General features: G+C 46.8%; 21 protein-coding genes. 17 read left to right on the top strand and 4 right to left on the bottom strand.

Annotated elements, in window-relative coordinates:
• Positions 1–824 precede the first annotated feature (824 nt).
• From PP769_RS19690 to PP769_RS19630, 13 genes are all read left to right on the top strand, one after another.
• The gene (locus tag PP769_RS19690) at positions 825–1451 is read left to right on the top strand and encodes a TorD/DmsD family molecular chaperone (RefSeq protein ID WP_312643617.1); all 627 of its coding nucleotides are present in this window, start codon (positions 825–827) and stop codon (positions 1449–1451) included.
• A complete protein-coding gene (locus PP769_RS19685) occupies positions 1429–1797 on the top strand; it encodes a hypothetical protein (protein WP_312643614.1) in 369 nt (122 codons plus the stop codon). The genes PP769_RS19690 and PP769_RS19685 overlap by 23 nt, the downstream gene beginning before the upstream one ends.
• A gap of 117 nt (positions 1798–1914) precedes the next feature.
• On the top strand, positions 1915–2871 hold the full coding sequence (locus PP769_RS19680; protein ID WP_312643612.1) for an ethylbenzene dehydrogenase-related protein: 957 nt from the start codon (positions 1915–1917) through the stop codon (positions 2869–2871).
• A gap of 249 nt (positions 2872–3120) precedes the next feature.
• Positions 3121–4893 carry a B12-binding domain-containing radical SAM protein gene (locus PP769_RS19675; protein ID WP_312643607.1) on the top strand — a complete coding sequence of 591 codons (1773 nt, stop codon included), beginning with the start codon at positions 3121–3123 and terminating at the stop codon, positions 4891–4893.
• A 71-nt stretch (positions 4894–4964) separates the two neighbouring features.
• Positions 4965–6077 (top strand): hypothetical protein, encoded by a 1113-nt coding sequence (locus PP769_RS19670; RefSeq protein WP_312643603.1) that lies wholly within the window; start codon positions 4965–4967, stop codon positions 6075–6077.
• 14 nt (positions 6078–6091) lie between these two features.
• Positions 6092–6451, top strand: a complete 360-nt coding sequence (locus PP769_RS19665; RefSeq protein ID WP_312643596.1) for a tetratricopeptide repeat protein — start codon at positions 6092–6094, stop codon at positions 6449–6451.
• Positions 6452–6455: 4 nt separating this feature from the next.
• Positions 6456–6908: a tetratricopeptide repeat protein gene (locus PP769_RS19660; RefSeq protein WP_312647069.1), complete on the top strand. Its 453-nt coding sequence runs from the start codon at positions 6456–6458 to the stop codon at positions 6906–6908.
• A gap of 22 nt (positions 6909–6930) precedes the next feature.
• Positions 6931–7257 (top strand): twin-arginine translocase TatA/TatE family subunit, encoded by a 327-nt coding sequence (gene tatA, locus PP769_RS19840; RefSeq protein WP_376753389.1) that lies wholly within the window; start codon positions 6931–6933, stop codon positions 7255–7257.
• An 88-nt stretch (positions 7258–7345) separates the two neighbouring features.
• Positions 7346–8599 (top strand): NHL repeat-containing protein, encoded by a 1254-nt coding sequence (locus tag PP769_RS19650; protein WP_312643589.1) that lies wholly within the window; start codon positions 7346–7348, stop codon positions 8597–8599.
• Positions 8600–8927: 328 nt separating this feature from the next.
• Entirely contained in the window at positions 8928–9806 is an 879-nt protein-coding gene (locus PP769_RS19645) for an ethylbenzene dehydrogenase-related protein (RefSeq protein ID WP_312643586.1), read from the top strand.
• 77 nt (positions 9807–9883) lie between these two features.
• Entirely contained in the window at positions 9884–10276 is a 393-nt protein-coding gene (locus PP769_RS19640; RefSeq protein ID WP_312643583.1) for a serine protease family protein, read from the top strand.
• Between the two features lie 62 nt (positions 10277–10338).
• Positions 10339–11628 carry a multiheme c-type cytochrome gene (locus PP769_RS19635; RefSeq protein ID WP_312643581.1) on the top strand — a complete coding sequence of 430 codons (1290 nt, stop codon included), beginning with the start codon at positions 10339–10341 and terminating at the stop codon, positions 11626–11628.
• Between the two features lie 93 nt (positions 11629–11721).
• Positions 11722–12939, top strand: coding sequence for a multiheme c-type cytochrome (locus tag PP769_RS19630; protein WP_312643579.1), 1218 nt, complete (start codon positions 11722–11724; stop codon positions 12937–12939).
• Positions 12940–12964: 25 nt separating this feature from the next.
• On the opposite strand, the gene ilvD is transcribed toward PP769_RS19630, so the two are convergent.
• Both ilvD and PP769_RS19620 read right to left on the bottom strand, forming a co-directional pair.
• Complete coding sequence (ilvD, locus tag PP769_RS19625; protein ID WP_312643577.1) at positions 12965–14638, bottom strand: dihydroxy-acid dehydratase; 1674 nt, start codon at positions 14636–14638, stop codon at positions 12965–12967.
• A gap of 247 nt (positions 14639–14885) precedes the next feature.
• Entirely contained in the window at positions 14886–15824 is a 939-nt protein-coding gene (locus PP769_RS19620; protein ID WP_312643574.1) for a class I SAM-dependent methyltransferase, read from the bottom strand.
• A 264-nt stretch (positions 15825–16088) separates the two neighbouring features.
• On the opposite strand from PP769_RS19620, the gene PP769_RS19615 reads away from it, so the two are divergent.
• Positions 16089–16871 carry a hypothetical protein gene (locus tag PP769_RS19615; RefSeq protein WP_312643572.1) on the top strand — a complete coding sequence of 261 codons (783 nt, stop codon included), beginning with the start codon at positions 16089–16091 and terminating at the stop codon, positions 16869–16871.
• Between the two features lie 11 nt (positions 16872–16882).
• On the opposite strand, the gene PP769_RS19610 is transcribed toward PP769_RS19615, so the two are convergent.
• Together PP769_RS19610 and PP769_RS19605 are read right to left on the bottom strand one after the other, a co-directional pair.
• Entirely contained in the window at positions 16883–17851 is a 969-nt protein-coding gene (locus PP769_RS19610; RefSeq protein ID WP_312643570.1) for a Gfo/Idh/MocA family protein, read from the bottom strand.
• A 57-nt stretch (positions 17852–17908) separates the two neighbouring features.
• Entirely contained in the window at positions 17909–18556 is a 648-nt protein-coding gene (locus PP769_RS19605; protein ID WP_312643567.1) for a hypothetical protein, read from the bottom strand.
• 488 nt (positions 18557–19044) lie between these two features.
• Between PP769_RS19605 and PP769_RS19600 the strand changes: the two genes are divergently transcribed.
• The 3 genes from PP769_RS19600 to PP769_RS19590 all read left to right on the top strand — a co-directional run bounded on the left by PP769_RS19600 (position 19045) and on the right by PP769_RS19590 (position 24381).
• Positions 19045–20010 carry a KpsF/GutQ family sugar-phosphate isomerase gene (locus tag PP769_RS19600; protein WP_312643565.1) on the top strand — a complete coding sequence of 322 codons (966 nt, stop codon included), beginning with the start codon at positions 19045–19047 and terminating at the stop codon, positions 20008–20010.
• A 237-nt stretch (positions 20011–20247) separates the two neighbouring features.
• Complete coding sequence (locus PP769_RS19595; RefSeq protein ID WP_312643562.1) at positions 20248–21549, top strand: O-antigen ligase family protein; 1302 nt, start codon at positions 20248–20250, stop codon at positions 21547–21549.
• Between the two features lie 1182 nt (positions 21550–22731).
• Complete coding sequence (locus tag PP769_RS19590; protein WP_312643560.1) at positions 22732–24381, top strand: FG-GAP-like repeat-containing protein; 1650 nt, start codon at positions 22732–22734, stop codon at positions 24379–24381.
• Positions 24382–25098 lie beyond the last annotated feature (717 nt).

Here is a 25098-nt window from a genome sequence, read left to right as displayed (position 1 = left end):
CCCTCCCCAATAAAAAAAGAGCAGCCTGTTCCAGAGAAACCGGGTTGGCTCCGTCCCCCAGGGGCTGTGGATGAGGAGTTATTTTTGGAGCGCTGCACTGGATGCGCTGATTGCGTCGAGGTCTGTCCTCACGATGCAATTCAAGTGTTATTGAGTAATGATACTCCCGTTATCTATCCAGGAGAAACTCCATGCAAATTATGTGAAGATCTTCCTTGTATTGATGCGTGCACTACGGAGGCTCTTTTGCCCGTTGCGGATCGTTTTCAGGTAAATATGGGAGTGGCGAAAATTTTGCCAAAAATGTGTACGGCAGGAGCTGGCTGTAATGCATGTGTGTCCAAATGTCCTACGGAGGCACTTTCGATGGATTTTGCCTCCTATCACATTCGTGTAGATGATTCGGTATGTGTGGGTTGTGGCATATGTCAATATATCTGTGGAACGGTAAATGACCGTAGCGCAATTCGGATTGTTTCTAGGTAAGGAAAGTTTGGTATTTTAGAATTAAATTAATGGTGATTGAGTATTAGCTTGAATGACCTGGAGAAGAAACGTGTAAATAGGAACCTATTGGCTGGGAGGTATGAAAAATGGACGGAGGCCTAAAAAGGAAGTTTTTTTGTGTAGATTTTCTACGATAGAATTAGGGAATTTAGTTTGCGGGAAAATTCTGAAAACTATGGGGCTATCAGGGATAATGGAGTCTTGACTTCATAGGGCTGTTGTCCTATTATCTGATCCCTTTTTCATGAATCCTTAATGGCCCTGACAATGATCCTAAATGCTTGTGAATTGAAAAAATTTTAAAAGTTAGGTGAAATATGACTTCAGGCGTTAAAGAGGGGAAGAAAGCAGGGAAAAACGGAATGCCAGTTTCGGGAAATGAAAAGGCCGTCAAGATTTCTCCAAAAGATGCGCCCGCTGTTGATCGGGCGCTTTGTCGCAGCAAACTTTATCTGTTGGTATCTTGGGGATATCTCTACCCAGAAGACGAGGAATTTCTGGATTATCTTCAGAGTGGGGAATTTGTTGAGGATGGAAAGTCGGCATTAGAGGGGTTAAAAAAAGAGCTACAAAATATAGGGGGCGATGAAGCGCAAGAGCGTCTTGATGCATTAGTGGGTAATTTTGATGCCATTGAATCTTGGATATCATCAGAAGGTGAAAACTGGAGTCTCCAAGACTTACGTGATGAACATCGTCGAGTATTTAGCAATGTCATCGCGTTAGATTGTCCGCCATACGAGACATTATTTGGAAATGATCACGTTTTCGGCCAGTCCTACGTGATGGGAGATATTGCCGGTTTTTATAGTGCCTTTGGCCTCCAGCTTTCTCCAGATATTCATGAACGCCTGGATCATTTGAGTGTAGAGTTGGAATTTATGCATTATCTGGCGTACAAAGAATCATATGCCATTCTTCATGACGGGGCAGAAAAAGCTTAGAACCGTCATTGAAGCCGAGAAAAAATTCGTTAAAGAGCATATTGGTCGATGGGTTCCTTTGTTTTCAGGAATGTTAAATAGAAAAGCCGATTACGGTTTTTATAAGATTTTGGCTGATTTTACCTCTCATTGGATTGCTTTCGATATTGCGTTTTTAGGGGTGACACCTCAGCCTTATTCAGAAACGGATTATCGCCCTGCGTCATACAATAATCCGGAAGGGCAAAGTTTCGAATGCGGGGCTCAAGATCAAGGAAACGAGCTAAGCCTCCTAATGAGTGAAGTTGGAGCAGATGCATTTTTGGATAAGGAAAGTGGAGCATCAGGCCAATCAGGAAATGCTTAGTGAATAATTGGGTTAAGTCCTTTTTCGAAAATTTGTTTTAGTGGCGACAGGTTTGAGGAGACAGGTAGTTAGCAGTCTTTTCGGTTTTAATCTTTTATCAAAGGAGGATGCGTCATTATGAGATTGGTGCAGACGCGTAACAAACGACTGGTGTTTGGCGTTCTTCTGTCTGTCCTGGTGGTGTGTGTAGGTTTGACCATGGGGCAGATTCCGCTGGCCGTCTCGCAGCCGGTAACGATTCCGGTTGGCAAAATTACTGGCCCAATCCCTATGGATGCGGCGAATCCTGTATGGGAGTCCGTGCCCGGTATCGTTGCCCCATTAAGTGGGCAGACGATAACGACCCCAATGCACCCGAACATTTCAGTGAAAACTGTGATGATCAAAATGGCAACAAATGGCGAAGAAATCGGCGTTTGGGCTAACTGGGGTGATCAAACATTAAATAACACCACCATTGGTCCTCAGGATTTCAGGGATCAAGTGGCGGTACAATTCCCTGTGCAATCTGCTGGGGCGCCTCCATTCCAATGTATGGGACAGTCTGGTGGGACGGTCAACATATGGCGTTGGAATGCGGAATGGCAAAAGGATCTTGGAGCTGGCGTGGCCGGTATGTGGGATGTAGACAATCAATATCCCTCCATAGCATGGGATTATTACTATGAAGAGCCAGCTGGTGGTGTAACCTATCCTGACCGAATTGGTCGCAGTTTAGGGCCATTTAACCCCGGCATTTGGTCTGGAAACATCATGTCCGATCCTAACCTTCGGCTGGGATCAGTCGAAGATTTGAATGCAAATGGATTTAGTACGTTGACCACCCAAGCGTCCCAAGACGTGGTAGGAAATGGATTATGGGAGCCGTATGGGTCACTGAAGGGTGGATGCTGCAGCGGTCCGACCTGGAGAGTGGTCATGAAGCGGAGTCTCAAAACCCAAGACCCCAATGATGTTCAGTTCGCGGCAGGAGCGAGCTTCCCAGTAGCTTTTGCCGTCTGGGACGGTTCAAACGTAGAACGAAATGGGATGAAAGGGATTTCGACTTGGTTTACGGCTCAAATGCCAAACTAAGTTCATTCCTTTTCTGAATCAGGTCCTTTTTCATATAGGACAGAGCTGAGCTTGAAAACCTCCGGTAATGGACTCCAGTAATGGGGGAAGTTGCCGGAGGTTTTTTTTTAAAGCACTTATTTCGGATAAAAGTTTATGGGACAAGACAAGAAAAAGCTACATGTTGCATTGAAGAGAATGGGACGTGTATAAACTTAAAATAGGCAAATTCTGCGTTTCTTATTTTCCCCATTACCTGGGAGCCGTATTGTGAAAATCTCACTTTTATTCCCTCCTAGTTGGCATCCTTCCCAGCCCTATTTGAGTATTCCGTGTCTTTCGGCCTTTCTTGAAAAATCCGGTGTTCCAGTTCATCAGCAACGTGATTTAAATATTGAGTTGCTTGATAGGGTGTTAACTAAAGGATTTGGGTTAGATATTTATCCACGGTTAGTTGAGTTGGTGAAAAAGTTGGAAACATCGGTTTCGGGAGATACCGGCTATGGGAGTAAGGAGCATTACGCTCGTGTTGTTGAATCCCTTGACCGTTTTCCCTATCTCATAGATGAAATCGAACCCGTTAAAGCATCATTGCGTGGGGAGGAATTTTACGACATTGAGCGTTACCGAGAATGTCTCTTTTTAATTGATCGGTGGTTGGAGGTTGTATCTTCTTTATATTTTCCGACCAGGATGACGGTGGTAGACAACCAATTTGCGTATTCAATCTATTCTTCGCGAGAAATTCTTCAAGCTGTACACGATGAGAACCAAAATCCGTATCTTGAGCTTTATCGAAAATTTTTTCTTCCTGCTTTTGGACAAGATATTCCTAACTTTGTTGGAGTCTCCATCACCGCAACCTCACAGATTATCCCTGGTTTAACTCTGTGTAAATTAATTAAGGAAATTCATCCGGAGGTTCATGTCACCATCGGGGGTAGTATTTTTACAAGGTTGGTAGACAATCTCAGACGGTGTGATCGGTTATTTCAATTGACGGATGATTTCATTGTGTTTGAAGGTGAGACGGCCCTTTTGGAACTGATAAATCAGCTAGACGGGAAAAAAGATTTTACGAAAGTGCCGAATCTTATCTGGCGGCAAGATGGAAAAATAACTGTGAATCAACCCTTTTACTCTGAAAACCTTGCGGACCACCCAGCCCCCAATTATGACGGATTTCCCTTGGGTGACTATTTAGCCCCGCATACGGTGTTGCCAGTACAGTTTTCTAGAGGTTGTTATTACAAGGATTGTGCTTTTTGTGCCCTGACTTTAGATCATCAGAATTTTCGGCAAAAGGATCCGATAAAAGTTGTGGATGAATTGGAAGCGTTGTCCCATAAATATGAAACACCGTATTTCTTCTTTACGGATGAATGCCTGGCTCTTTCGCCAACCAAGCGCTTGTGTAAGGAACTCATTCATCGAAGATTGGGGTTACAGTGGACTGCGGAGTTGCGATTTGAAAAAAATTTATCTCGTGAGCTCCTTACCTCTATGCGGGAGGCAGGGTGTCAGAAAATTGTCTTTGGTTTGGAAACCTATAATGCCCGGTTGATGGATTTTATGGTGAAGGGGATTACCCAAGAAAATGTTGATCGGATCTGTTCCGATTGTGTTGATCTTGGAATTGCGGTGCATTGCTATGTGATTGTAGGGTTCCCGACCGAAACAGAAGAAGAATCATTGGAAACATTGAATTTTATTGTTAATAATACGAAGCTGCATTCCTCCTATGGGTTTTCCTGTCAACCGTGCTTGTTTGATTTAGAAAAGGAAGCCCCTATTATGAGCGATCCAGGAGGATACGGGATTCAACGAATTATGCGACCAGCCTCGGAAGATTTGAGTTTAGGGTTCTTTTATGAAGTAAAATCGGGGATGACTCCAGAGCAAGCTGAAAAAGTATATCAATATGTGTATGAAAAGATTAGTGAAGTTGTCTGTGAATTACCCTTTAACTACTCCATGGCAGATGGGTTGTTGTATATCACCCGGCATAACAAAGAGCTTGAGATGGAGCCCTCCAGGGTATAGATGTAAGCTATCCTGGATGAAAATCTAGCTATCTTATTACGCATGCGCTTCAATATCTGAAGTTCAAAAAAATGATTTCTACTACTCAAAAGAGCCAGGAAAGAATCGACGGCCCAGGGCTCCTTTTTGAATGGGGTCTTAAGAGTTTGCTATTTGCAGCCTTTTTTGAATTGGTGCTGTATCGGCTGGTTTCACGGTTGGGTATGCATCTTGGCAAATTAGCCGAAAAATATGAAGCGGTCAGGATCGGATTTCGCACTCTCTCTTCATTAGGGTTTGTCTTATTGAATATGACGGCCATACTAGTTTTTCTGATTTTGGGTATTTTGCTGGTTCAAAAATTACGGACCAAGCTGTGGGTAGGAGAGTGGGATAAGGTTGTTATTCCATTGGCAGCCTTATTGGTAGCATGTACGGTGGGTTATTTATTCTTTCCTCCAGTGATGGTTGGGACGATTCTTTATAATATTTTGGCGTTTGGATTGATCGTTTTTCTGGTTTTGGAATATTGGGTTACTCACCGTGTGTTGAGTCAAAGGCTTATGGTGAGTAGTTTCTTCCTGGGTATTAGTGGATGGCTGTATTATCAGACGATGTCAACGACTTATGGATGGCTCAATATTTTTGATGCCCCTCCCCTGGTGCATGAAGGTAATAGGCTCGGGGAAGCACTAATGGTTCTTTCAAGCATCCTGGTCTTTTGGGCCTATGGCACCACTTCGATTATTACAAAAAACAAGCAACAACGCCGGTGGGGATTAACTTTGGTTATTAGCGGAGGGAGTGCTTTTTTGGCATTACTGTTCATGGATTTTTTCCTTTCTCTTTGGAATCCTGAAGTGGCCAAAGAAGTTAGGAAGGCTGGAGAGGGGATAGGCTGGATTTTTCAAATGGGAATGGGCTATACCTTTTATCTCCCTTTTGCATTTTATGTGTTGGGCTTTACCTGCTGGGCGTATACCGTGATTAAGTTGGTGTTGATTGGTCGATTAGCAGGCTATGGGCTAGGTCTCATGTTTATGGCAGGCTATGCGCTTCAATTATCACATTTGACCTTGATGGTAGTGCTTGGGTTAATGTTGCTAAATATTGATAAAAGAGGAACTTTAGGGAAACTTCGTAAGAAAACCCAAGAGGGGGTAGTCTATCAACCAATTCGTCCCGTATACGGGCAAACACAGTAGTTAGGACACCTGAAATGGAAGAACAAAGTGCTGGAAGCCAAACAATGGATCCGCAGTCTGGGGAGACGACCACAGAAGATCGCCCCTTAACGGTTGATGAGGAAATTGCTGAGATTGAAAAACTTCTGAGTGAGGAGCCGGACGACTTTCAAGCGCGGTGTCGCTTGGGTGAACTTTACTTCAATAAAGGACGGATGGATGAAGCCCTGGCGGAAGTAAAGAAATCCATTGAGATGGCAGAGGGCCTTCGGATTGAAATGGATCGGTCTCTAGCCATGTACTACTCGAATCTTGGAACGATTTATGGAACGAAAGGGATGTTGGACGAAGCCACGGCTCAATTTAAACGAGCGCTGGAACTAAACCCCCTATGATGTTCTGGCACTCTTTAATGTCGGCCGACTCTATAATGACAAAAATGCATTTTTGGAGGCCAAAGAGTATTTCGAACGTCTGATCGAAATTTCACCGGAAGATCCGATTGCTTGGTATAATTTGGCTGGAGTCTATGAGAAATTGGATGATCCCAATGTCTCCGACTTTAATACGATAGACATGGCTATGCAGGCTTATATGAAAGTCCTGCAGTTTGATCCAAGTCATCTTGAGTCGAGTTTTAAGCTCATGGAAATTGCCCTAAATCTGAAGAAACCTGATATGGCAGTGAAGATCATGGAAGATGCCGTTGAAAATAATCAGGATGAACCATTGGCCTATTATAATCTGATTAACACCTATGAAAAGTGTAAGATGTTTGAGCAGGCGGAAGAAACCAGAAATCGTCTCAAGGATCGATTTAACAAGCGTTCGCGTGAAACGGTAAAAAAGTGATACCCCAACAAGGAGAGGTACCATGTTTGGAAGCTTAGGATTTACAGAATTAATTCTCATCCTCATGATTGTGCTAATCATTTTTGGGGCGGGAAAATTACCGCAATTGGGCGAAGGGGTCGGAAAAGCGATCAAAGGGTTCAAGAAATCTGTTCAAGAGGCAGAAGCGTATGACCTAGACCCCCAAGTACAGGTGGAAAATACGGCATCCGCCAACCAGGGCAATGCTCAACCGCAAATTTCACAGCCTATGCATACCGCGCCGTTAGAAACGGGTTCCCCAGTGCCACCACCGGCAGCAGTCCAGCCGGCTCAACAGGAACAGGTTCCTGCGTCCTCTAAGGCCTAATTCTGTTATAACGGCAAGGGGCCAAAAGCTTCTTCGTGGTGGTGATTGGACCGGATTTTTGAAATGAACGTTGAAGGGTGAATTGTCTATGAGTATCGAGACGGCGTTAGAAATCGGGGTGATTGAAACCTTTGCTGGCAATGGGAAGTCTCGCAGTACGGGTGATGGCAAGCGAGCGGTGAAATCTGGAATTCCGCTGCCTAACCATATTACGGTCGATCGGGATGGTCGGTTTTTCTACATTGCCGAATCCGGTTCTGACCGAATCAGGCGAGTGGATATGGAAACAGGTCTTCTGCATAACTTTGCGGGGACCGGTGAGACTTGTTATAGCGGCGATTACGGACCTTGTGGGGAAGCTGGGCTTTACCTTCCATTAGATGTCTTGTGTGATTCGCACAATCATATCTATGTCTGTGATTCAGGCAGCAATCGAATTCGAAAAATTGACGCGGATACAGGAATTATTACGACCATCGTCGGTACTGGGCAGTGGGGATATAATGGGGATGGGCCAGCCTTGGAGTGCAATTTAACCTATCCGGCAGCCATAGCAATCGACGATCAGGATCATCTTTACATTGCAGACACTCAAGCCCATCGCATTCGGCATTATAATCCTCAGACAGGAATGCTTACGACCATTGCCGGGTGTTGGACGGCAGAAGATGATGAGCGCGTGAGCCCTCTGACCGCTCAAAATCTAATTGTTCTTTCTGGCGATGCGATTGGGATAGATTTTAGCAACGATGAAGGGTTGCTGCGTCCGCGTTGTTCAGATGGGCTAGATTTATCGTTATATCTTGACGATGGCAGGCCGGCTTTGGAGTGCAAGTTGTATGACGTGGTCGATATCGATGTGGACAAACATGGAGACCTTTATATCACTGATAAGGGAACAAACCGCATCCGAAAGCTAGATCGGAAAACAGGCACGATGTCCACCGTGGCTGGCATCTGTCGGTATGGATTTGACGGCGATGGAAAGTTAGCGGTGAAATCCATGCTTAATGTCCCGGAGGGCGCTGTGGTGGACTCAGATGGCAATGTGTATATTTCCGATTCCATGAATCACCGGGTTCGAAAAGTTGATTGCCAGACCGGTATCATTACTACCGTCGCGGGGAATGGCGATAGTGGCTACGATGACAAAAATATGGGTGGGTGCGGTGCTGCGCGCTTTGTGGCAAAAGAAGACGCTGGGATGTTGAAACATGGTGATGGCCTTATTGCCATTGAGGCGATTGTGAACACTCCAGCTGGCCTGACCTTGGACTCACAGGGGTATTTGTACATTTGTGAACGGAATGAAAATAAAATTCGTCGGGTGAAATTACGATAATGAGGCTAATTTGATTTTTCAATAGAGATTGGCTGTATCCGGTACAGCTACTCCTGCCCCAGTGAGTTTAATAATTGCTGCCATACTTATTGTTTCTAAGCTATATCATTTGCCTCGCTTCTCTCCTCTCCTCATATCCTGTTGGTGGGACTCCGTCTTTTTCTCGTTGCTCATTACGGGTTGTTTTCCGCGGCGCTCTGCCTTCAAGATGGGATAGACAATGATCATGAATATGTTCGCGAGTATCTATGTAATAATGAACTGATTTTTTCTCATTCTTAAAAGATCATTGGCATTGAATCTTTAAAATTTCCAAGGAAACCGAGGATTGAGCACAATTCACGCCAAAAAACGGATTATTTTGTTTGTGGTTTTTGCGTTGGTGGTTTTATTCGGATTGACTTGGTATCAAGTCCCCCTTGTCAGTTCTCAGGGCATGGTTGTCCTTGCGCATTTTTCAAAAGGGGAAGTGCCCTCTCATCCTTCCGATTCAGCGTGGGAGACTGTGGCTCCCCTCCCTGTCCCCCTCAGTGGCCAAATCATTACCAGACCGGTATGGCCGGAGCCAAGTGCGAGAGCCCTCTCAATCCGATCAATTCATAATGGAAAAGACATTGCGTTTTTGCTGGAATGGCAAGATGCCACAATTAATGAATCGTTGACCCCCGGGGTCTTCAGAGATGGAGTTGCCGTGGCTCTGCCTCTGGGAGATGCACCGGCCTTTTTTTGTATGGGCCAACTTGATCATTATGTGAATATTTGGCATTGGAAAGCGGATTGGCAAAGCGACGTGGATCGGCGTGCCGAGCGAGCCAAAGAATCTAAACGTGGGGAATCAGGTCCTCGCCGGTTTGAAGTGATCCCGCGTCGGCCCTCATCGGTCGAGGACCTCGTGGGAGGGGGGTTTAGCACCCTAACCAGCAAAGAACAGCAGGGACGAATTCAAGGACAAGCGGAGTGGAAAAATGGCCTATGGCGAGTGGTTATGAAACGGCCTTTGACGTCTATGGGAGACGATTTGGACAATGAAGCGATGCTGGTTCCCGGGCGAATGCAAGCCATAGCCTTTGCCGTTTGGAATGGAGAAAATAAGGAGCGGAATGGGCAAAAATCTGTTGCCTCCTGGATGCAATTACTTATTGATCCTGTTCAGACCTCATCTCAGGATGGGGCAGGAGGGATTGAATCCACGCAGAGCTCATCATGAGGATCCCAATAATGATGAGAATGAGATCTACAGGCGGAATGCAAGTGTTCTTAATAGGTTGGTGCCTGTGGTTTGGAATGATGGTTCTTCAAGGAGAAGCATTTGGTCAACCGCCAAGTGAGGATATGACCAAAGAAAAAGCCCTGATTTTAGCCGAAAAATTTGGCATCGATGTGGGGGAAGTAGATGAGGAGGTCAAGAAAATTCTTGGATTGACCAAAGCAGAAGGGGTTGTGGTGTATGCCGTCATTGGAGGGTCACCAGCTGAATTGTCAGGCATAAAGGTAAAGGCGATTATTAAGGAAGTGGATAAATATGAAATTCAAACCCTTGTGGATTTGGGCACAGCCTTGGAGCAGACCCTTCCCACAAAGAATTTTACTGTTGCCACATATGAACCTGCCGATCCGGATAATCAAGGGGTTACCGGCGGGCTTAATTTCCATTTTGTACGTATTCTTCAGGATTAAGTTATCTGGATGAAGAAGAAGAACCTGTTAGCAAAAACTTTCGGTTTTTGGAAATAATAACCATGTACAATCGATGGATTTTAACGATCATACTTGGGATTTTTTGTTTATCTGGCGTCGGGTTTGGTCAACAGCCAAACACGATTGTTGGTGAAGCCGAAGAATCCTGGATTAAGGAAATTGAGCAAGTTTTTATCCCTTCCGAACAATGCAAGCAATGCCATGACCGGCATTATGAAGAGTGGAAGGGGATGCGCGAGCAGACCATGGATTTAAAGACATTTGGCCGTGTGGATGGAGCTCTTCTTCATGGGACGGCTTTCAGCTCTCCGGTGTTCAAAACCGTTTTAGGCCTGTGGCTTCAGACGGATCCGGATCAGGAGCAACGTACTCGCTGTCTTTCTTGTCATGCTCCAGCCGTGACCGTGTTCCCTCAGCACACTGATCGAATTATTGATCAAGTGATGAAAGGGGGTAAACGGGTCAAAATTGAAGGTATTGGTTGTAGTGCCTGCCATCTCATTACTGGCACTCAAGAAAATGCCTATGGGCACCCTACTTTTAAAATTACTTCTGGGGAAACTCTGTACGGACCCTACGCAGAACCAGAGGAGAATCTTGTGCATCCATCTGGTCAGGTGGAGATTTATCGAGGGGCCCATTATTGTGCATCCTGCCATTTTGATAAGGTAAGGGATGTTACTCGGCCTGATATTCCAGGGGAAATTTTGAAAGGCACCATTTGTCAGGATTGTCATATGGAGCGTTCTACCGGGAGTTCAACCTCTCAACGGGGGGCTCTCACTCGGCCAATCGGGCGCCATTGGTTCCAAGGTATTGTGATTCCGGGGATTATGCTGAGTAATAGAAATTTACAAGCCGAATGGTTTTCGAGGGTGGATATTGAGGTTAAAAAGGTTCAGGGGCACGTTGAGGGTGAAGTCCTGGTGCGAAATGGTGCCTTGCCTCATACTTTTCCGGGTGGCGATCCAGTGTTAAAGCAATTTTATGTCACGATAACTCTCAAAAATTCAGATGGGCAGGTTATCGATCAATATCAGGAACGGTTTGGCCGAACATTTGAAGAACTGCTTCGTGGTCCGATCCCCCGACCATTTGTCAATGGAGGCACAACCAGACATATACCATTTTCGTTGAAATATCCCAAAGATTCAGAGGCATCCCTCATTGAGGCCTCAGTCAGTTATTCCCTCATTCCTGAGCCCTCGAAGGCTCTTGCCGCGAAATTTCTTAAAAGTCTGGCTACCGATAAAGAACGGGAAGCTGCAGAACGCATCATTCATGATTATTCTTCCCCGCGTCTCCTCACGTTTCGCACCATGAGCTTATAGGCAGCAGAAACGTCCAGATTGGTTGTTGAATAATATAAGAAGGATTGTCTGATGAGGAAAAGCTACAAAAAGAGTGCTTGCAGGAGTACAGATGTGAGGGGTGGGATATTTCTGCTGGTTTTGGGATGTTTTCTGCTGACGACACCTCTTCCTGGCTCGGTTGCAGGTGAATCGTCTTCAACCAAAAAACCATTAGAAAAATCATTTCCCAATTCCGAAAAATGTAAACGCTGCCACCTTAGGGTCTTCGAAGAATGGGAAGCTTCGGCTCAATCGCGTTCTATTGTGACTGCCCCTTTCCGGGTAACCTTGGACAAGTTTCTGGCTTCAACCGATATAAAAGATCATGCAATGTGCTTTCGTTGTCATGCTCCGCACATTCTTGAATATGCTGAACACCTGCCTCGTTTCATTAAGGAAGTGCAATCAAAGGACCCACAGATGGATGGAGTTGGATGCCCCCAATGCCATCTTATTCAGGATGTGGACATGAATTCCCATCCACCAACGCCAACATTTCAATTGGGGACGACGATTTTTGGAGGATATGATAAAGCCGCTGAAAACCTGGCACATCAATCACAGAAGCTGGATCTCTATCGAGAGTCAAAATTCTGCGTGACCTGTCATGATTCACTCCCAAAGATCTCAGGTTCTGCCAAGGACCTCCCTGGTTGGCTTGGATCTTGGGAAAAAACCAAATCTGAAACCAATGGGAAGCCTTGTCAATCCTGTCATATGCCAGAGGCAGTTGATGAATCTGCAAATGGGGAGAAGGTCAGGAAGGTCGCCAATCACAGTTTCCCTGGGAGATTCGGAAAAGTCCGCGCGGAAGCTGTTACCTTGGACTTTACCACTGAGACCACTCCTGAGACTTCTCAAGTGCAGGTCAGTATTCAGAGCCTGGTTCCCCATAATTTGCCGTTGCCGCATCCCGGGTGGTCTCGGGTCGTTGTTGATCTTTCTATTTTTGGGAAAAATCTCAAAAAGGTTTACAACGAACAACGTTTTTATGAGCGGACGTTTGGGAATGCGGAGGGAAAAGAGACGGTCTTTGATTTTGAGGCAAAAAAGGTATTACGCGACACCCTTCTTAAACCTGAGGAGATGCGGGTAGAGGTTTTTACATTTCCCACACCGAAGGATGCACCATCAATGGATGTAGTGGTGACTCTCACATATGCCCCTGTACACGGACCAGAGGATTTCCTTAAAATGGTTGAACAAGAAGCGGCACTTGGGCAAAAGGACAAGGCCTTTCAATCGGTCCAAATTGCCCAAAAGAAGTCGAACGTTTCTCTTAAAAAATAATAACTGCTCCCTGGAGGGTGATTTGTTAAGAAGTTACGGCTCCGAGGGATGCGGAAGAAACCATCCTGGCATATTTGGCCAGGACACCGGTTGTATATCGTGGTGCTGGTGGAGTCCATTTTGCCAAACGGTCTTGAATTTCTTGCTCTGAAAGTTCAACATCCAACCGTCTCGCAGTAATGTCGATATGAATTAGGTCTCCGTTTTTGACCGCCGCAATCGGTCCCCCTTTTGCGGCTTCAGGGGCGACGTGTCCAGCCATGAAGCCATACGTGGCTCCTGAAAACCGTCCGTCCGTCAAAAGAGCGACTGATTCGCCTAATCCTGCTCCTACAATAGCACTCGTCACCCCTAACATCTCTCGCATCCCTGGTCCGCCTTGTGGTCCTTCATAGCGAATAACGACCACATCCCCGTCCACGATTTTTCCTTGTTGGACTGCCTGAAACGCATCTTCTTCGCAGTCGAAGACTTTGGCCGGGCCATGGTGTGCTAATTTGGCATGACCAGCCACTTTGACAACACAGCCTTCTGGGGCAAGGTTGCCTTTCAGAATCACAAGTCCTCCCGTTGGTTTAATTGGATGGGAAGGGGGAAAAAGAACTGTTTGCCCTGAAGTTTCCTTGGCTGTGGCAGCTTCTTCAGCTAACGTTCGTCCGGTGACGGTGATTTGGTTTCCATGGAGATGACCAGATTCCAAAAGCCATTTTGCCACCAACGGTGTGCCTCCTGCTTGATAGAGATCGGCTGCCATGAACTGACCTCCTGGCTTCAGATCAGCCAGGAGCGGGACTTGGCGGTTAATGGTATCAAAATCGTCAATATTTAATGGGAGCGACATTTCATGGGCCAGGGCTAAAAGATGGAGGACGCCATTGGTGGATCCACCGGTAGTGGCGATTGCCGCGATGGCGTTTTCCAATGCGGGGCGAGTAATAATATCCCGTGGGCGAAGATTGTTTTTCAGGAGATTGATCAGAATTTTTCCGCATTCCTTGGCCACTTGGTGCTTTCTGGGGTCGAGGGCTGGCACGCCATTGAATCCCATTGGGGAAATTCCTAAAAACTCAAACGCAATGGACATGGTGTTCGCCGTAAATTGACCACCGCAGGCGCCGGCTCCCGGGCAGGCTCGTCGTTCTAATTCAATCAGCTCCTCCGTTGTCATTTTCCCTTTGGCGTGTGATCCGACGGCCTCAAAGACGTCCTGGATCGATACCGGTTTTCCATGGAATTCTCCAGGCATAATGGAGCCTCCATAGAGCATCATTGATGGAAGATTCAGTCGGGCTAGCGCCATCACGCATCCTGGAATGGTTTTGTCGCAACCCGACAAGGCAATGACTCCGTCAAACAGATGTCCGCGAACCACCAATTCGATGGAATCCGCCACCACTTCTCGGCTAATTAAAGAGGCTTTCATCCCCTCGGTCCCCATGCTGATACCGTCTGAGACCACGATCGTGTTGAATTCGATGGGGGTCCCTCCCGCCTCACGAATCCCTTGCTTCACACTCGCCGCGAGATCGCGGAGATGATAATTACAAGGGGTGATTTCCGACCAGGTATTGGCGATCGCGATGAGGGGCCTGGTAAAGTCGTCGTCGGTTAGGCCAACGGCCCTGAGCATCGCACGAGCGGGGGCACGGTCCGGTCCCTCGGTCAGGGGAAGGCTATTTTTCTTCAAGGTTTTTGACATGAAACAGTGCTCCTTCGATCATAACCGTTGATGAATGGAATATAGGGGCAGTCGATGATTCGTTTCCTGAATGTCTCATAATGCTAGGAAAATGGTCAATGTTGGTGGGACAAAAGATTGCCTGTGAAGCCCTGGCGATGATGATTTTCCTAGGAATCAGCAGCAGAAGAGAAATGGCAGCGAAGGAGGGAGACGCCACACAGACTTGTCCACTGACGGAAAAGATGGTGGTTTGCTCTTGAGATTCCTAGGAGGCGAGCTTACAAGATGTTACCGATGCGAGGTATTGCTGGAGCCGAAGCCTCCCTCCGGCTCCTGCGGATGGGGGTGTACACAATATGATCCAATATGGATTGGTAAAATGATAGGTGTCCCCATGACGGCAGGACTCTACAAGCTGCCGTAATCTGGGCTGCTTCATCCAGTTTGGCAGCGGAGTTGAATCCGTGACAACTTGTTGGAGGTATTGTTCTAACAGTCGATCATGCCGGATTGAAATGCTATGGGTGCAGGCTATTTCTTGAATAGTGATAAAAGCTTCTAATTTTTCTAAAACAGCAACTAAGGACTCTGCAGAAAGATAGGGCATTGGAGTGTGAGGGGAACATTCTTGAAAAAATGTGTTATGCCATTGTGAGAAAAAAGCCTCTTGCTTGGCAAGGACAATACATGCGGTTCCCCGAGATGGGTGCAGAGCACCGATAAATCGGGACAATGAAGTATGGAGAGAGGCATGATTTAGGCAGGAGAAGGATTGGATCGCCCATGCCACATCGTAAGAACCGGGAGTCAGGAGCTTTTCAGCATTATCCCAGGTGGTTTGCCAGGCATGCCTGGGGAGAAATGGCAGGCGCAGAGACTGGCTGCAGGTGGAGAGGCAATAGTGGGAAGGGTCCAAATAATCATAATGAAGGCGTATTGTTGCCGGAAGCCATGCCTGCAACATTCTCGGAAATCGGCCGGGTCCACATCCAATATCTAGTACTTGATAGGCTGCGTTCTGTTCCGGAAATAGCGAATCCCAATTCACAGCACCCAAGATTTGGGTGTAATTGTTTTCCACAATTGAAAACCAAGCTTCGGGGTGTAAGATGCCCTTTTGGTAATAACGAAGTGATCGGGGAAGGTTTGAGGTCATTTTTCGTTTGAGAGAAGGCAATTGAGAGGTGCAGAAGATTTTATTCATGATTAAGATACTGAGAGAGAAATTAAAGTCATCGGTTGTTTCTCTAAAAAGAAGCAAAAATGGTACCGGCTATCATTTGGTAAAAAGAGGAAAGAAAGCAATGGGATTTTATCAAAATTGCCTGTTAGAAAGGGGATGGTCTTTTTCCTGAAGCAAAAATATTCGCCAAAATACAGGAAGAATCTGCCGGTTGCCTATTGGACTCATATTAACGGTCCTTTGACCATACATCGGTTTTGCTGAAAACGTGAAGATAGCAAGGAAATGGTTTCCAAAGAACCAGTGAAGAGCATGAATCCGATGATCTGCCAGGGTAACACTCGTAAATCCTCGTGGATCTTCTTGACGGTATGGATAGGAGCGACTGTCTTGTTCCTGTTTGAGGTTGGTCTAAGTAGAAGCGAGGGATGTTTGGAGACTGAGCCCTTTTCGGAAGTTTTAAATTTGAAGTCAATTCAGAAGGAGATGATAAACGTTAGCTTAGCCTATACGTATAAACCGTGGGTGCCGGGTCATTTATTTTTTGCTGACCGCGAGGCTGCCTTGTCTCCACAACCTTCGCCAGATTTTTCTTCAAAGAGAACTGGCTCGGCCTTGGTTGGTTCGGTCATGGCCCTCTTAGCCACGTTTGAAAGTGCTAATGTTCTTCCACCGGAGGGGACCTCCCAGGCCAATCAATTGATTCACGGCCTTATTCAAATGCAGGCGGCCTTAGTGAAATCTCAATCCTCAGAGTTGAGCGATTATTTCTCAGCGGCGGTTGAACAGCGTTTTGAAAAGGAAAGTACAGGGCTTTTACAGTCAATTCATCAGAGTGGTCTGACATCCAAATTGTTAGAGGCCCTTGTTAGCTATAACCACAAAATTCCAATGTGGGAGAAGCCAGCTCTTATTAAACTCTTCCAACGCTATAATATTTCCCGACCAGATTGGGAATTGATTGAAAAAATATTCGGCGAAGCCGAAGTAGCCTATCGTATGAAAGGATCATCCATCCATGATGCCTATGAGCTTTGGAGAGCACAAATGCCAGGAGGCCGGTCATGAAGATACAGGAACTAATTGAGGAAAACGGGTTTCCCGGTCTGTGCCGATCGGTAACATGCATCGGCAATTTCGACTGCTCGTAACCCATCTTCTGCGGTAACGGGCATGGGGCCTCCAGTTCGAATTGCCTGACAAAAGTCTCGAAGCACTTCAATCAACGTTGCACTGGAAGGGCAGGGGTAGTCTAATATCACATTTCTTCGGGAAATTTTTCGAACGATGTTGGTCGTCCAATCGGCTAAGGCTTGTCCTTTTGACGCCATAATTTCTGCGCGGGTGACTCGTCCCTGGCTAACGCGTGAAATATCGAGATAACAGGGAAGTCCTCTTTGCGTAACCAGTTTGATGAAAGCCCGATTTTCGGGGTCCTGGGCTGTTGGTCGACTAATATCAGCCGAGACCGAATGGATCTCATCCTGAGTGAGGACACGGACCAGATCCAGCAAGTGAATCCCAAACTCCATGAGGGCCCCATAATTGCTCCAAGAGGTGTTTTTTTCAGGCAACCCTTGGCGGCATTCGAATCGCATAGTGCAAACAAGATAGTGCCATTGGCCTAAGGATGAGGCGATGGCTTGCAATTGCCGGATTGCTGGCTCATACCGCAGAGTCTGGGCAGTCATTACAGGGATTCTAGCCTTGGTGGCGGCTTCAACGATTTGGCGGCCTTGGACCTGGTTTAGGGCGAGGGGTTTTTCCAGAAGAACCGCTTTGCCATGTTGAATGGCTTCTAAGGTAATGGGAAGATTGAGTGAGGGAGGGGTCACGATCAAAACGGCCTGAATAGCGGAATCGGCTAAAAGATCCTGATAGTTCGGGTAAAAGCGGAGGGAGTATTCAGTGCCAAGTCGAATGCCTTCTTGCATGTTTCTTCGGCTGATGGCAATTAATTTTCCTCCCGTCTCGACGGAGAGCAAATGGTGAAGATAACGGTAGCCGTGTCGTCCTACGCCAATCAACCCAAGGGGAATCGGTTTCATAACAACCCTGCTTCTTTACCTTAACCCCAAGGAGTGATAACAAAAGAGAAGTTTTTCTCATCCAATATGTATAAAACATACCGGATCGCCTACCAGGGCTGTTGGATAGGTCCGATCCTCAACTTGATAGGGAATGCCATGTAAGTGGCACCAGTGTTCAACCCAGGGCATTTCTTCCACCGAGGTCGTGAGCAACCCTGGCAGGGTAAGTTTGGCCATGCAATTGGCAAATAAGCGAACTCCTGTTTCCCGTTCGTGTGAAAAGGCCGATACGTCAAATGCCAGAGGGTCCGCACGGCCGTAAGAAAAAAGGACTGACAGATTGGGAAATTCTTCCGGGTCATTCAGAACGCTGACAATCCAAAGATGATCAACCTTGCCTGTCGCAGTCTCTGCCGACCCGCAGTAAAAATGGACTCCATTTTCGCCCCCGGCGTGGTTGAGAATATCCACTTCTGCTTGCCGAAGATTATACGGACATATCGTTCGATTTAATTCCAGCCGTTCCATGAGCAAAACCGGAATTTCTGGGACTCCTGCTCCCACATATAAACTTCGCCCCATAGGCGGCAAACGGGTGCGGAGGGCTTTCGCAATCGCGATCCCCAGTTTCTTGCAAGGGCCTCGGCGGTCCTCCCAAAAAGCGTCTCCACCTTCGTCACAATAAACCGGGCCTAGCCCATCATAGTCCAAGACATTATACATTCTGGAAATTTCTTGAGTCGTGGCAGATGATAATTTTTGAGTTTTCATCCTCTGTGTGGGCCTTTCAAGATGTCTCGGTTTCTTTCTTTGTACCAGGTTCGGCGAAGGAGATAATAGCCCTTACAGAAAGGAGCGGTGGCATGATCCAAGCCAGGAAGGTGAGCCCTGTCTCAACTTGACCCAAATTACGATTTTGTGTATTGATACTCTTGAATAGGCTTAGACGCTCTTCCAAGGAAAAAGGCCTTTTCCTAAAAAGGGGCAAGAGTTCCTCCTATCACCGATTCCATTCCTTTCTATTGTGCGTTAATAGGAAATCTCTTTTTTGGGGTTCTCCAGTATAGCGAAGGTGCTCCTCGGTTGCGGGACGAAGCCCGCGCCTTTTCTAGGATAGAGTCAGTGTCAGCTGTTTATCTAATAATAGTTTCACCTTGAAACGTTTTTTTCGAAATAGCCGATTTTACTAGAGATCAACAGATCAGATTCTTATGGATATTCTTCAGGAACTTCGACGGGTGATCAGACTGGAAGGTCAAGCCATTGCGCAGCTTGAGGAGAGCATAGGTCTTCCTTTCGAGGAGGCAGTAAAGATGTTGCAAGCCTGTCAGGGAAAAGTGATTCTCACAGGGGTGGGGAAATCCGGCCTGATAGCGAATAAAATTTCGGCTACGATGGTGTCCACCGGCACACCTGCGGTGTATTTACATGGGTCCGAGGGGCTGCATGGGGATATTGGGATTGTGGCGAAAGAAGATATAGTGATTGCGGTAGGAAAGTCAGGCGAAAGCGAAGAATTGCTGGTACTGCTTCCATTTATTCGAAAAATTGGTGCACGAATGATTGCCATTACGGCGCAGGCAAACTCCACTTTGGCACGAGGGAGCGATCTTGTTCTTGTAACGCCCATACAAGAAGAAGCTTGTCCGCTCAATCTGGCACCAACATGCAGCACCACTGCAGCCTTGGTCTTAGGAGATGCGTTGGCCATGGCTTTGATGAAATTGCGAAACTTTCAACCAACCGACTATGCCATGTTTCACCCTGGTGGGCAGTTAGGAAAGCGACTGCTTTTGAACGTTGGGGATCTGATGCGAACCGGGGAAGCCAATGCGGTTATTCGCCTTTCTCACACGATTCAATTCATGTTGTGTGAAATGACGAGTAAACGGGCTGGCGCCGTGTCCGTTCTTGATGAGGAAGATCGTTTATTGGGATTGATCACTGACTTTGATATTCGCCGGGTGTTAGAGGGGGGACAAAACCTTTTCGCTCTCACAATTGGAGCGGTCATGAATCCAAAGCCCAGTTGGGTATATCAAGATGAAAAAGCCGTCAAAGTTCTTCAATTTATGGAGAAACGGGAAAAGCCCATTTCCGTGCTGCCCGTCCTTGATCGACAGGAAAAAGTCGTCGGCATGATACATATTCATGATCTGATTTCCCGTGGCCTTTAACAAAGACTCGTAATAGATGAGAAGAGTCTTGAATCTGATTCGAGGGGGGAAGGTCGTTTCAGATGGGTAGGGTACGGCTTGATAGTAAGCATTCCTGTAAGTTCCGTGATTTCGGGATGCTCTGCGTGTAGGGGAAGAGAGTGTCAAGCATTTTTGCCCACACATGGACGGCTAATGATAATTAGTTTGAAAACATTTCTTGGGCGAGATCTACCTTGTCTCAAATGATCTGATCCAATGAGTACCGACTTGGACGTGGGACAGGTTGGCAGCACCTCCTCTTCGAGGACTTTCTCCCGTTCTGATCTTTGGCCAGCCCTTGGGTGGGGGCTATGTGTAGTTATTCTTTTGGGGTTTTCTCCCCGACTGTTTCATATACAAGAATATTTCTATTTTCCTCTTCTAGGTTTGGCAATACTCCTTTGTGTATTGGAGCGAAAGCCCCTCTGGATTCATGCCCCGCTCCTTGTCCCGTTCATCTGTTTTGTGGGATGGGTTGCCTTTACGATTCCTTTTTCAATTGATCCTTGGATCAGTCTCAAGGAATGGCAAAAAATTGTAGCACAGTTGGCAGTGTTCTATGGCACCTGTTTGATTGTGCAGGAACAACGAAATGAATATTTTCTAAGAAAGGCTCTCCCCGTCTTATTGGTGGGGGCCATTGCCTGTTACTCCTATTCCCTTCTTGATTTTTGGGACCGTGGAGGAAATCTTTTGGATCGCACGATTCGTGCGGGTTATCCTAAAGAAGGCGGCGCGGATTTTACCTGGCTGAGTACCAATGTGTTGATGGTTTTCCCTTTGTTCATCACGGGATTCTTGGCCGTGACCAGTCCCTGGAAACGGGTAATGTTAGGTTGTGGCATGCTTCTCTCTTTCTTGGCCCTAGTGCTTTCCTATAGTCGCGGTGTCTGGTTAGCCTGTCTGGCGCAATTAATTGTTGGAGGATTTCTTGTCCATAAACGTCAGGTATTTTGCTCGCTGATGATAGGAATGGTGGTGTTCCTTTCGGTTGGAGTGGTCCTTGGTCAATTGGGATTACATCGTGAAACTTTCAATCCCTGGACTATTAAGGCTCGGTTAGCAGTATGGAATCTTAGTGCTGCAGATATTGTGGACCATCCAATAGTGGGTGTGGGTTATGGCGTGCCTATTTTAGAAAAGCGTCATGGGCAAAATATCGTTGAGTTGGAAGCTGTGAATCTCGGAATTCCCGATATTCCCGAAAAACCGCATAATTGGTATCTCATGGTGGTGACAGGGGCTGGGATACCAGGGTTGGTCTTGTTTCTTTGGTTGCTCGCCAAAGTGGGATTTACCATCTATGAGGACTGGACAAAAGCTATGACTTCCTCATATCGGTGGTTACAGATGGGAGTATTTCTCATGGTTCTTGGATTTTCGATCCGTATTTTTTTCGAGGACAGTTTCGGCGGAAGCCATTCCTATCTGTTTTGGATACTTGTCGGGACGAGTGTGGTTCTTTCGAACTCCCAGGTGAGTGGGAAATGCAACCAGTCAGGGGATAGAAGTGGCTAGCAAATGTATTGAGATAAGTTGGCGAATGTTAGGGGGCTAACCCATGCAATTGTTTAACGTGATCAACAATCGTCTACAGTTCTTCTTCCCCTGAGGCGCTTAGGGATTTTCATGAACGGTTTCAAATAAATGGATCTGCCCTGTTTTAAAAAATTCCGATGGAGAAATGCCATGCATCAATAGTTGGTTGAATCTGGTGATATAGTCTTTCAATAAAGGGTATGTCAAAAATCTTGATATAGTGTTCATTGTCTGCAACCAAGCCGCCACCTACTGATGGAATTGTGGGCATTTCCAAAAAATAACCGCATGAGACGGATGTGGTTCTCGCCATTCTCTCCCTCAAGGTTTTCAATCCAGGCCTAAATTTATTCTTATCCCTGGTTTATTAAACAAAATAGAATAGCCTTTCGTTCGGGGAACCGCCACATTAGGGATTTAGGGAATGAATAAGAGAATAAGGAATAAAAATTGAAGTTATCCGAAAGTATCCAAGGAAAAAATTTGGAAAGGATTTGAAATTCCCAATATAGTCGAATAATCAACCATTCGAATCGGAGTACTGGGTATTGACGATATCCGTGTCGTCGAAAAACTTATCTATATTAGGAACCTATTACATCACTTGATGGAAGATGTTTTACCTTTCTTTAGGTCTAAAGCCACCGGGCACCCAAATCTGTCATAGCCGTTTACTATTTTCAAAAAAACAGCCAGTTTTCTAACTTCACCATACTTTCCTCGAACTCACGCAATGCACTGAGAAAGAAGGAATGTACAGAGAAAATCGTGGTGAAGCGAAACGTGGCAGCTGTTTTGCTGTACTAATTTGGAAGAAAGATGCTCATAGTTTTCCAAGTAGTTTGTCGGTATTGAGCTAGGATAAAAATCCTGCATTTTTCGAAATTGTCCATCGACTTAATTTCTGTAGAGACACAAAGGAGGTGGTGACAAGGAGAACACTTATAGCGTTTTATGAAATCGAATAATTTGAGACTTTACTATCCCCAACATTTTAATACGTTCGAGAGGGAAAATGTAGCTGTAGCATACGGTCTTATGCATACTCTTTAGTTGTGTTCAAACAATTGGCCGGGAAGGATCATTTGTGGAGAGATATTAATATTGAACAGATGTTATTTAGTATGGTCTAACTCCGGGAGAGAAAAGAAAGGCGGATTTATGAAAAGGAATACGTGTCGAACATCATGGTGGGTAGCGGGATCACTAGCGACAGCTATGTTGGCTATGGGGACGGGGTCTATGGCCGCTGCGGCAGGGTTTACGGCCTACAATGACCTCGCCTGGGGCACTGGACAGCTCGAAACAAATATCACAAAGATCACTTCCCCCAACGGTGGCTCAGGCTTACCCAGCACTGGTCTACTGAAGGATTTCACTACAGGCCTTGATACCGGTGTGACCCTGACTGTGACCGGGGGCATATATGACGGTACTGCCCAGGCTACTCAAGGGGCAGATCCGACTACCGGAGATGCCTTTACGATCTTTGATGGCAAGGTCAGCGGAAAGGGTGTGCTTTCCTACAACGATCCAAATGTGAACGATCCGGTCGTATTGACCTTTAGCGGGCTTAATCCTGCTAAGACCTATGACCTGAGCTTCTTTGCTCATCGAAACAATTACGCGTGGAATAGGGCCGCCCTGGTGACTCTTTCCGGAACGGCTGGCCGAATGAATACAAGTTCAGTCGCCTCCGATAATCCTAGTGAGGCCGGGGGTGTGATTTTTTCAGGGTCTGGAGATAGCTCCACTCGCCTACCGGCGGACAATGATAATGGCTATGTGGCGCGGTGGAGCGAGGTGAGTTCCGGCGGCGATGGTATCGTGGTGCTGACCATCAGTTGGGACGGAACCGCTGGCAATGAATTCCTCGGTAAGTATGGCAGCGCGGTCCGGCTGATTGAGTCATCATCTAGTGCTGTGCGGCATGATTTAGATGGGGATGGCAAAGCCGACCTTGTCTGGCGGCACACGAATGGCAGTGTCGCGGTCTGGCTGCTGAATGGGAAGGAAGTGCCCTTCTCCAAGGACTCGCTGGGTGGTGTGGCCTCAGCGTGGCAGGTCGCGGGGGTGGGTGATACGGACGCGGATGGCAATGCGGATATCATCTGGCGCAATACCACGAGCGGCGCGGTGGCTGTATGGCTGATGAACGGGGCGACCAGAACTGATGTTGGCTTTCCCGGCGGCGTGTCAACTGCTTGGGCCATCGAGGGGGTCGGGGACCTTAACGGTGACGGCAAGGCCGATCTTGTCTGGCGGCACACGAATGGGAGTGCTGCGGTCTGGTTGCTGAATGGGAAGGAAGTGCCCTTCTCCAAAGACTCACTGGGTGGTGTGTCCTCGGCGTGGCAGGTCGCGGGGGTGGGCGATACGGATGGGGATGGCAAGGCCGATATCATCTGGCGCCATGGTACAACCGGCGCGGTGGCCGTGTGGCTGATGGACGGCTCGACCATAACTGATGCTGGCTTTCCCGGCGGCGTGTCAACGGCTTGGATCATCAAGGGAGTCGGGGATTTAAATGGTGATAACAAGGCCGACCTAGTCTGGCGGCATACGAATGGCAGTGCCGCGGTCTGGTTGCTGAATGGGAAAGAAGTGCCCTTCTCCAAGGATTCACTGGGTGGTGTGTCCTCAGCGTGGCAAATCAGACAAGTAGACGATACGGATGGGGATGGCAAGGCGGATATCATCTGGCGCAATACCACGAGCGGCGCAGTGGCCGTGTGGCTGATGGACGGGTCGACCAGGACGGACGTTGGCTTTATCGGGAGCCCGTCGACGGCTTGGGAAATTCAAGATTAGCTTGAATCCCCTCACTAAAGGGAAAGTTCTGCTTAATGTGATTCCCGTTTCTTACCAGAAACGGGGGTCACGTCAAGCCTGTGGGCACCAAGCTTTATGAAACTCTTCATTAGGTCCAGGAAGTCGGGAATCGCATCTGAGAGCTGGGGGTTATGAGGGGGATAATGAGGTGGAATTGATACCTCTCCCGGCATTGCTCCCCACTTACTTGTTTACTTCTTGACAACTATTTTTAATTAATTAAGGAAGTACAAAAAAGGCCTCATGTATGGTAAAAACAGGGAGGGGAAGGCTTTAAATTTTAACTACGATAATAATGGAGGCCCCATCAAGATGGTTCTGTTAAATTCAGAGACCTATACCCGTTGGACAGGGCTGTCCCACCTTGCAGGTGTGCCACGTGGGTAAGGATCTTGGTGCCTAAAAAAAGTATTCTGAGTTTTTGATATCAGAAAAGCCCGAAACATCAACGAATAGAATATAAGAATTAAAAGCCCCAAGAAACCTTCGTTCCATTTCTTGGAAGGTCTTGGGTGCAGGATGCTAGGAAGTTCTACTTTTCAAATGTCCAGATTATGTGGAGGCTTACAGCACCAGACATTGTTTTGAAATGTTATTTATGGCTTAAAGCCCCAACTTTTGTCCGGGAAAGCTTAAGCGAAGTAGAGGGCTGAAAGATTTGAAAAGACCGGGTAAATCAAATTGACTGCAACCTTT

Source organism: Candidatus Nitrospira allomarina (genome assembly GCF_032050975.1).
Lineage (GTDB): Bacteria > Nitrospirota > Nitrospiria > Nitrospirales > UBA8639 > Nitrospira_E > Nitrospira_E allomarina.
Note: the sequence above shows the minus strand (reverse complement) of the source record. Positions and strands in the feature narration are given on the sequence as shown.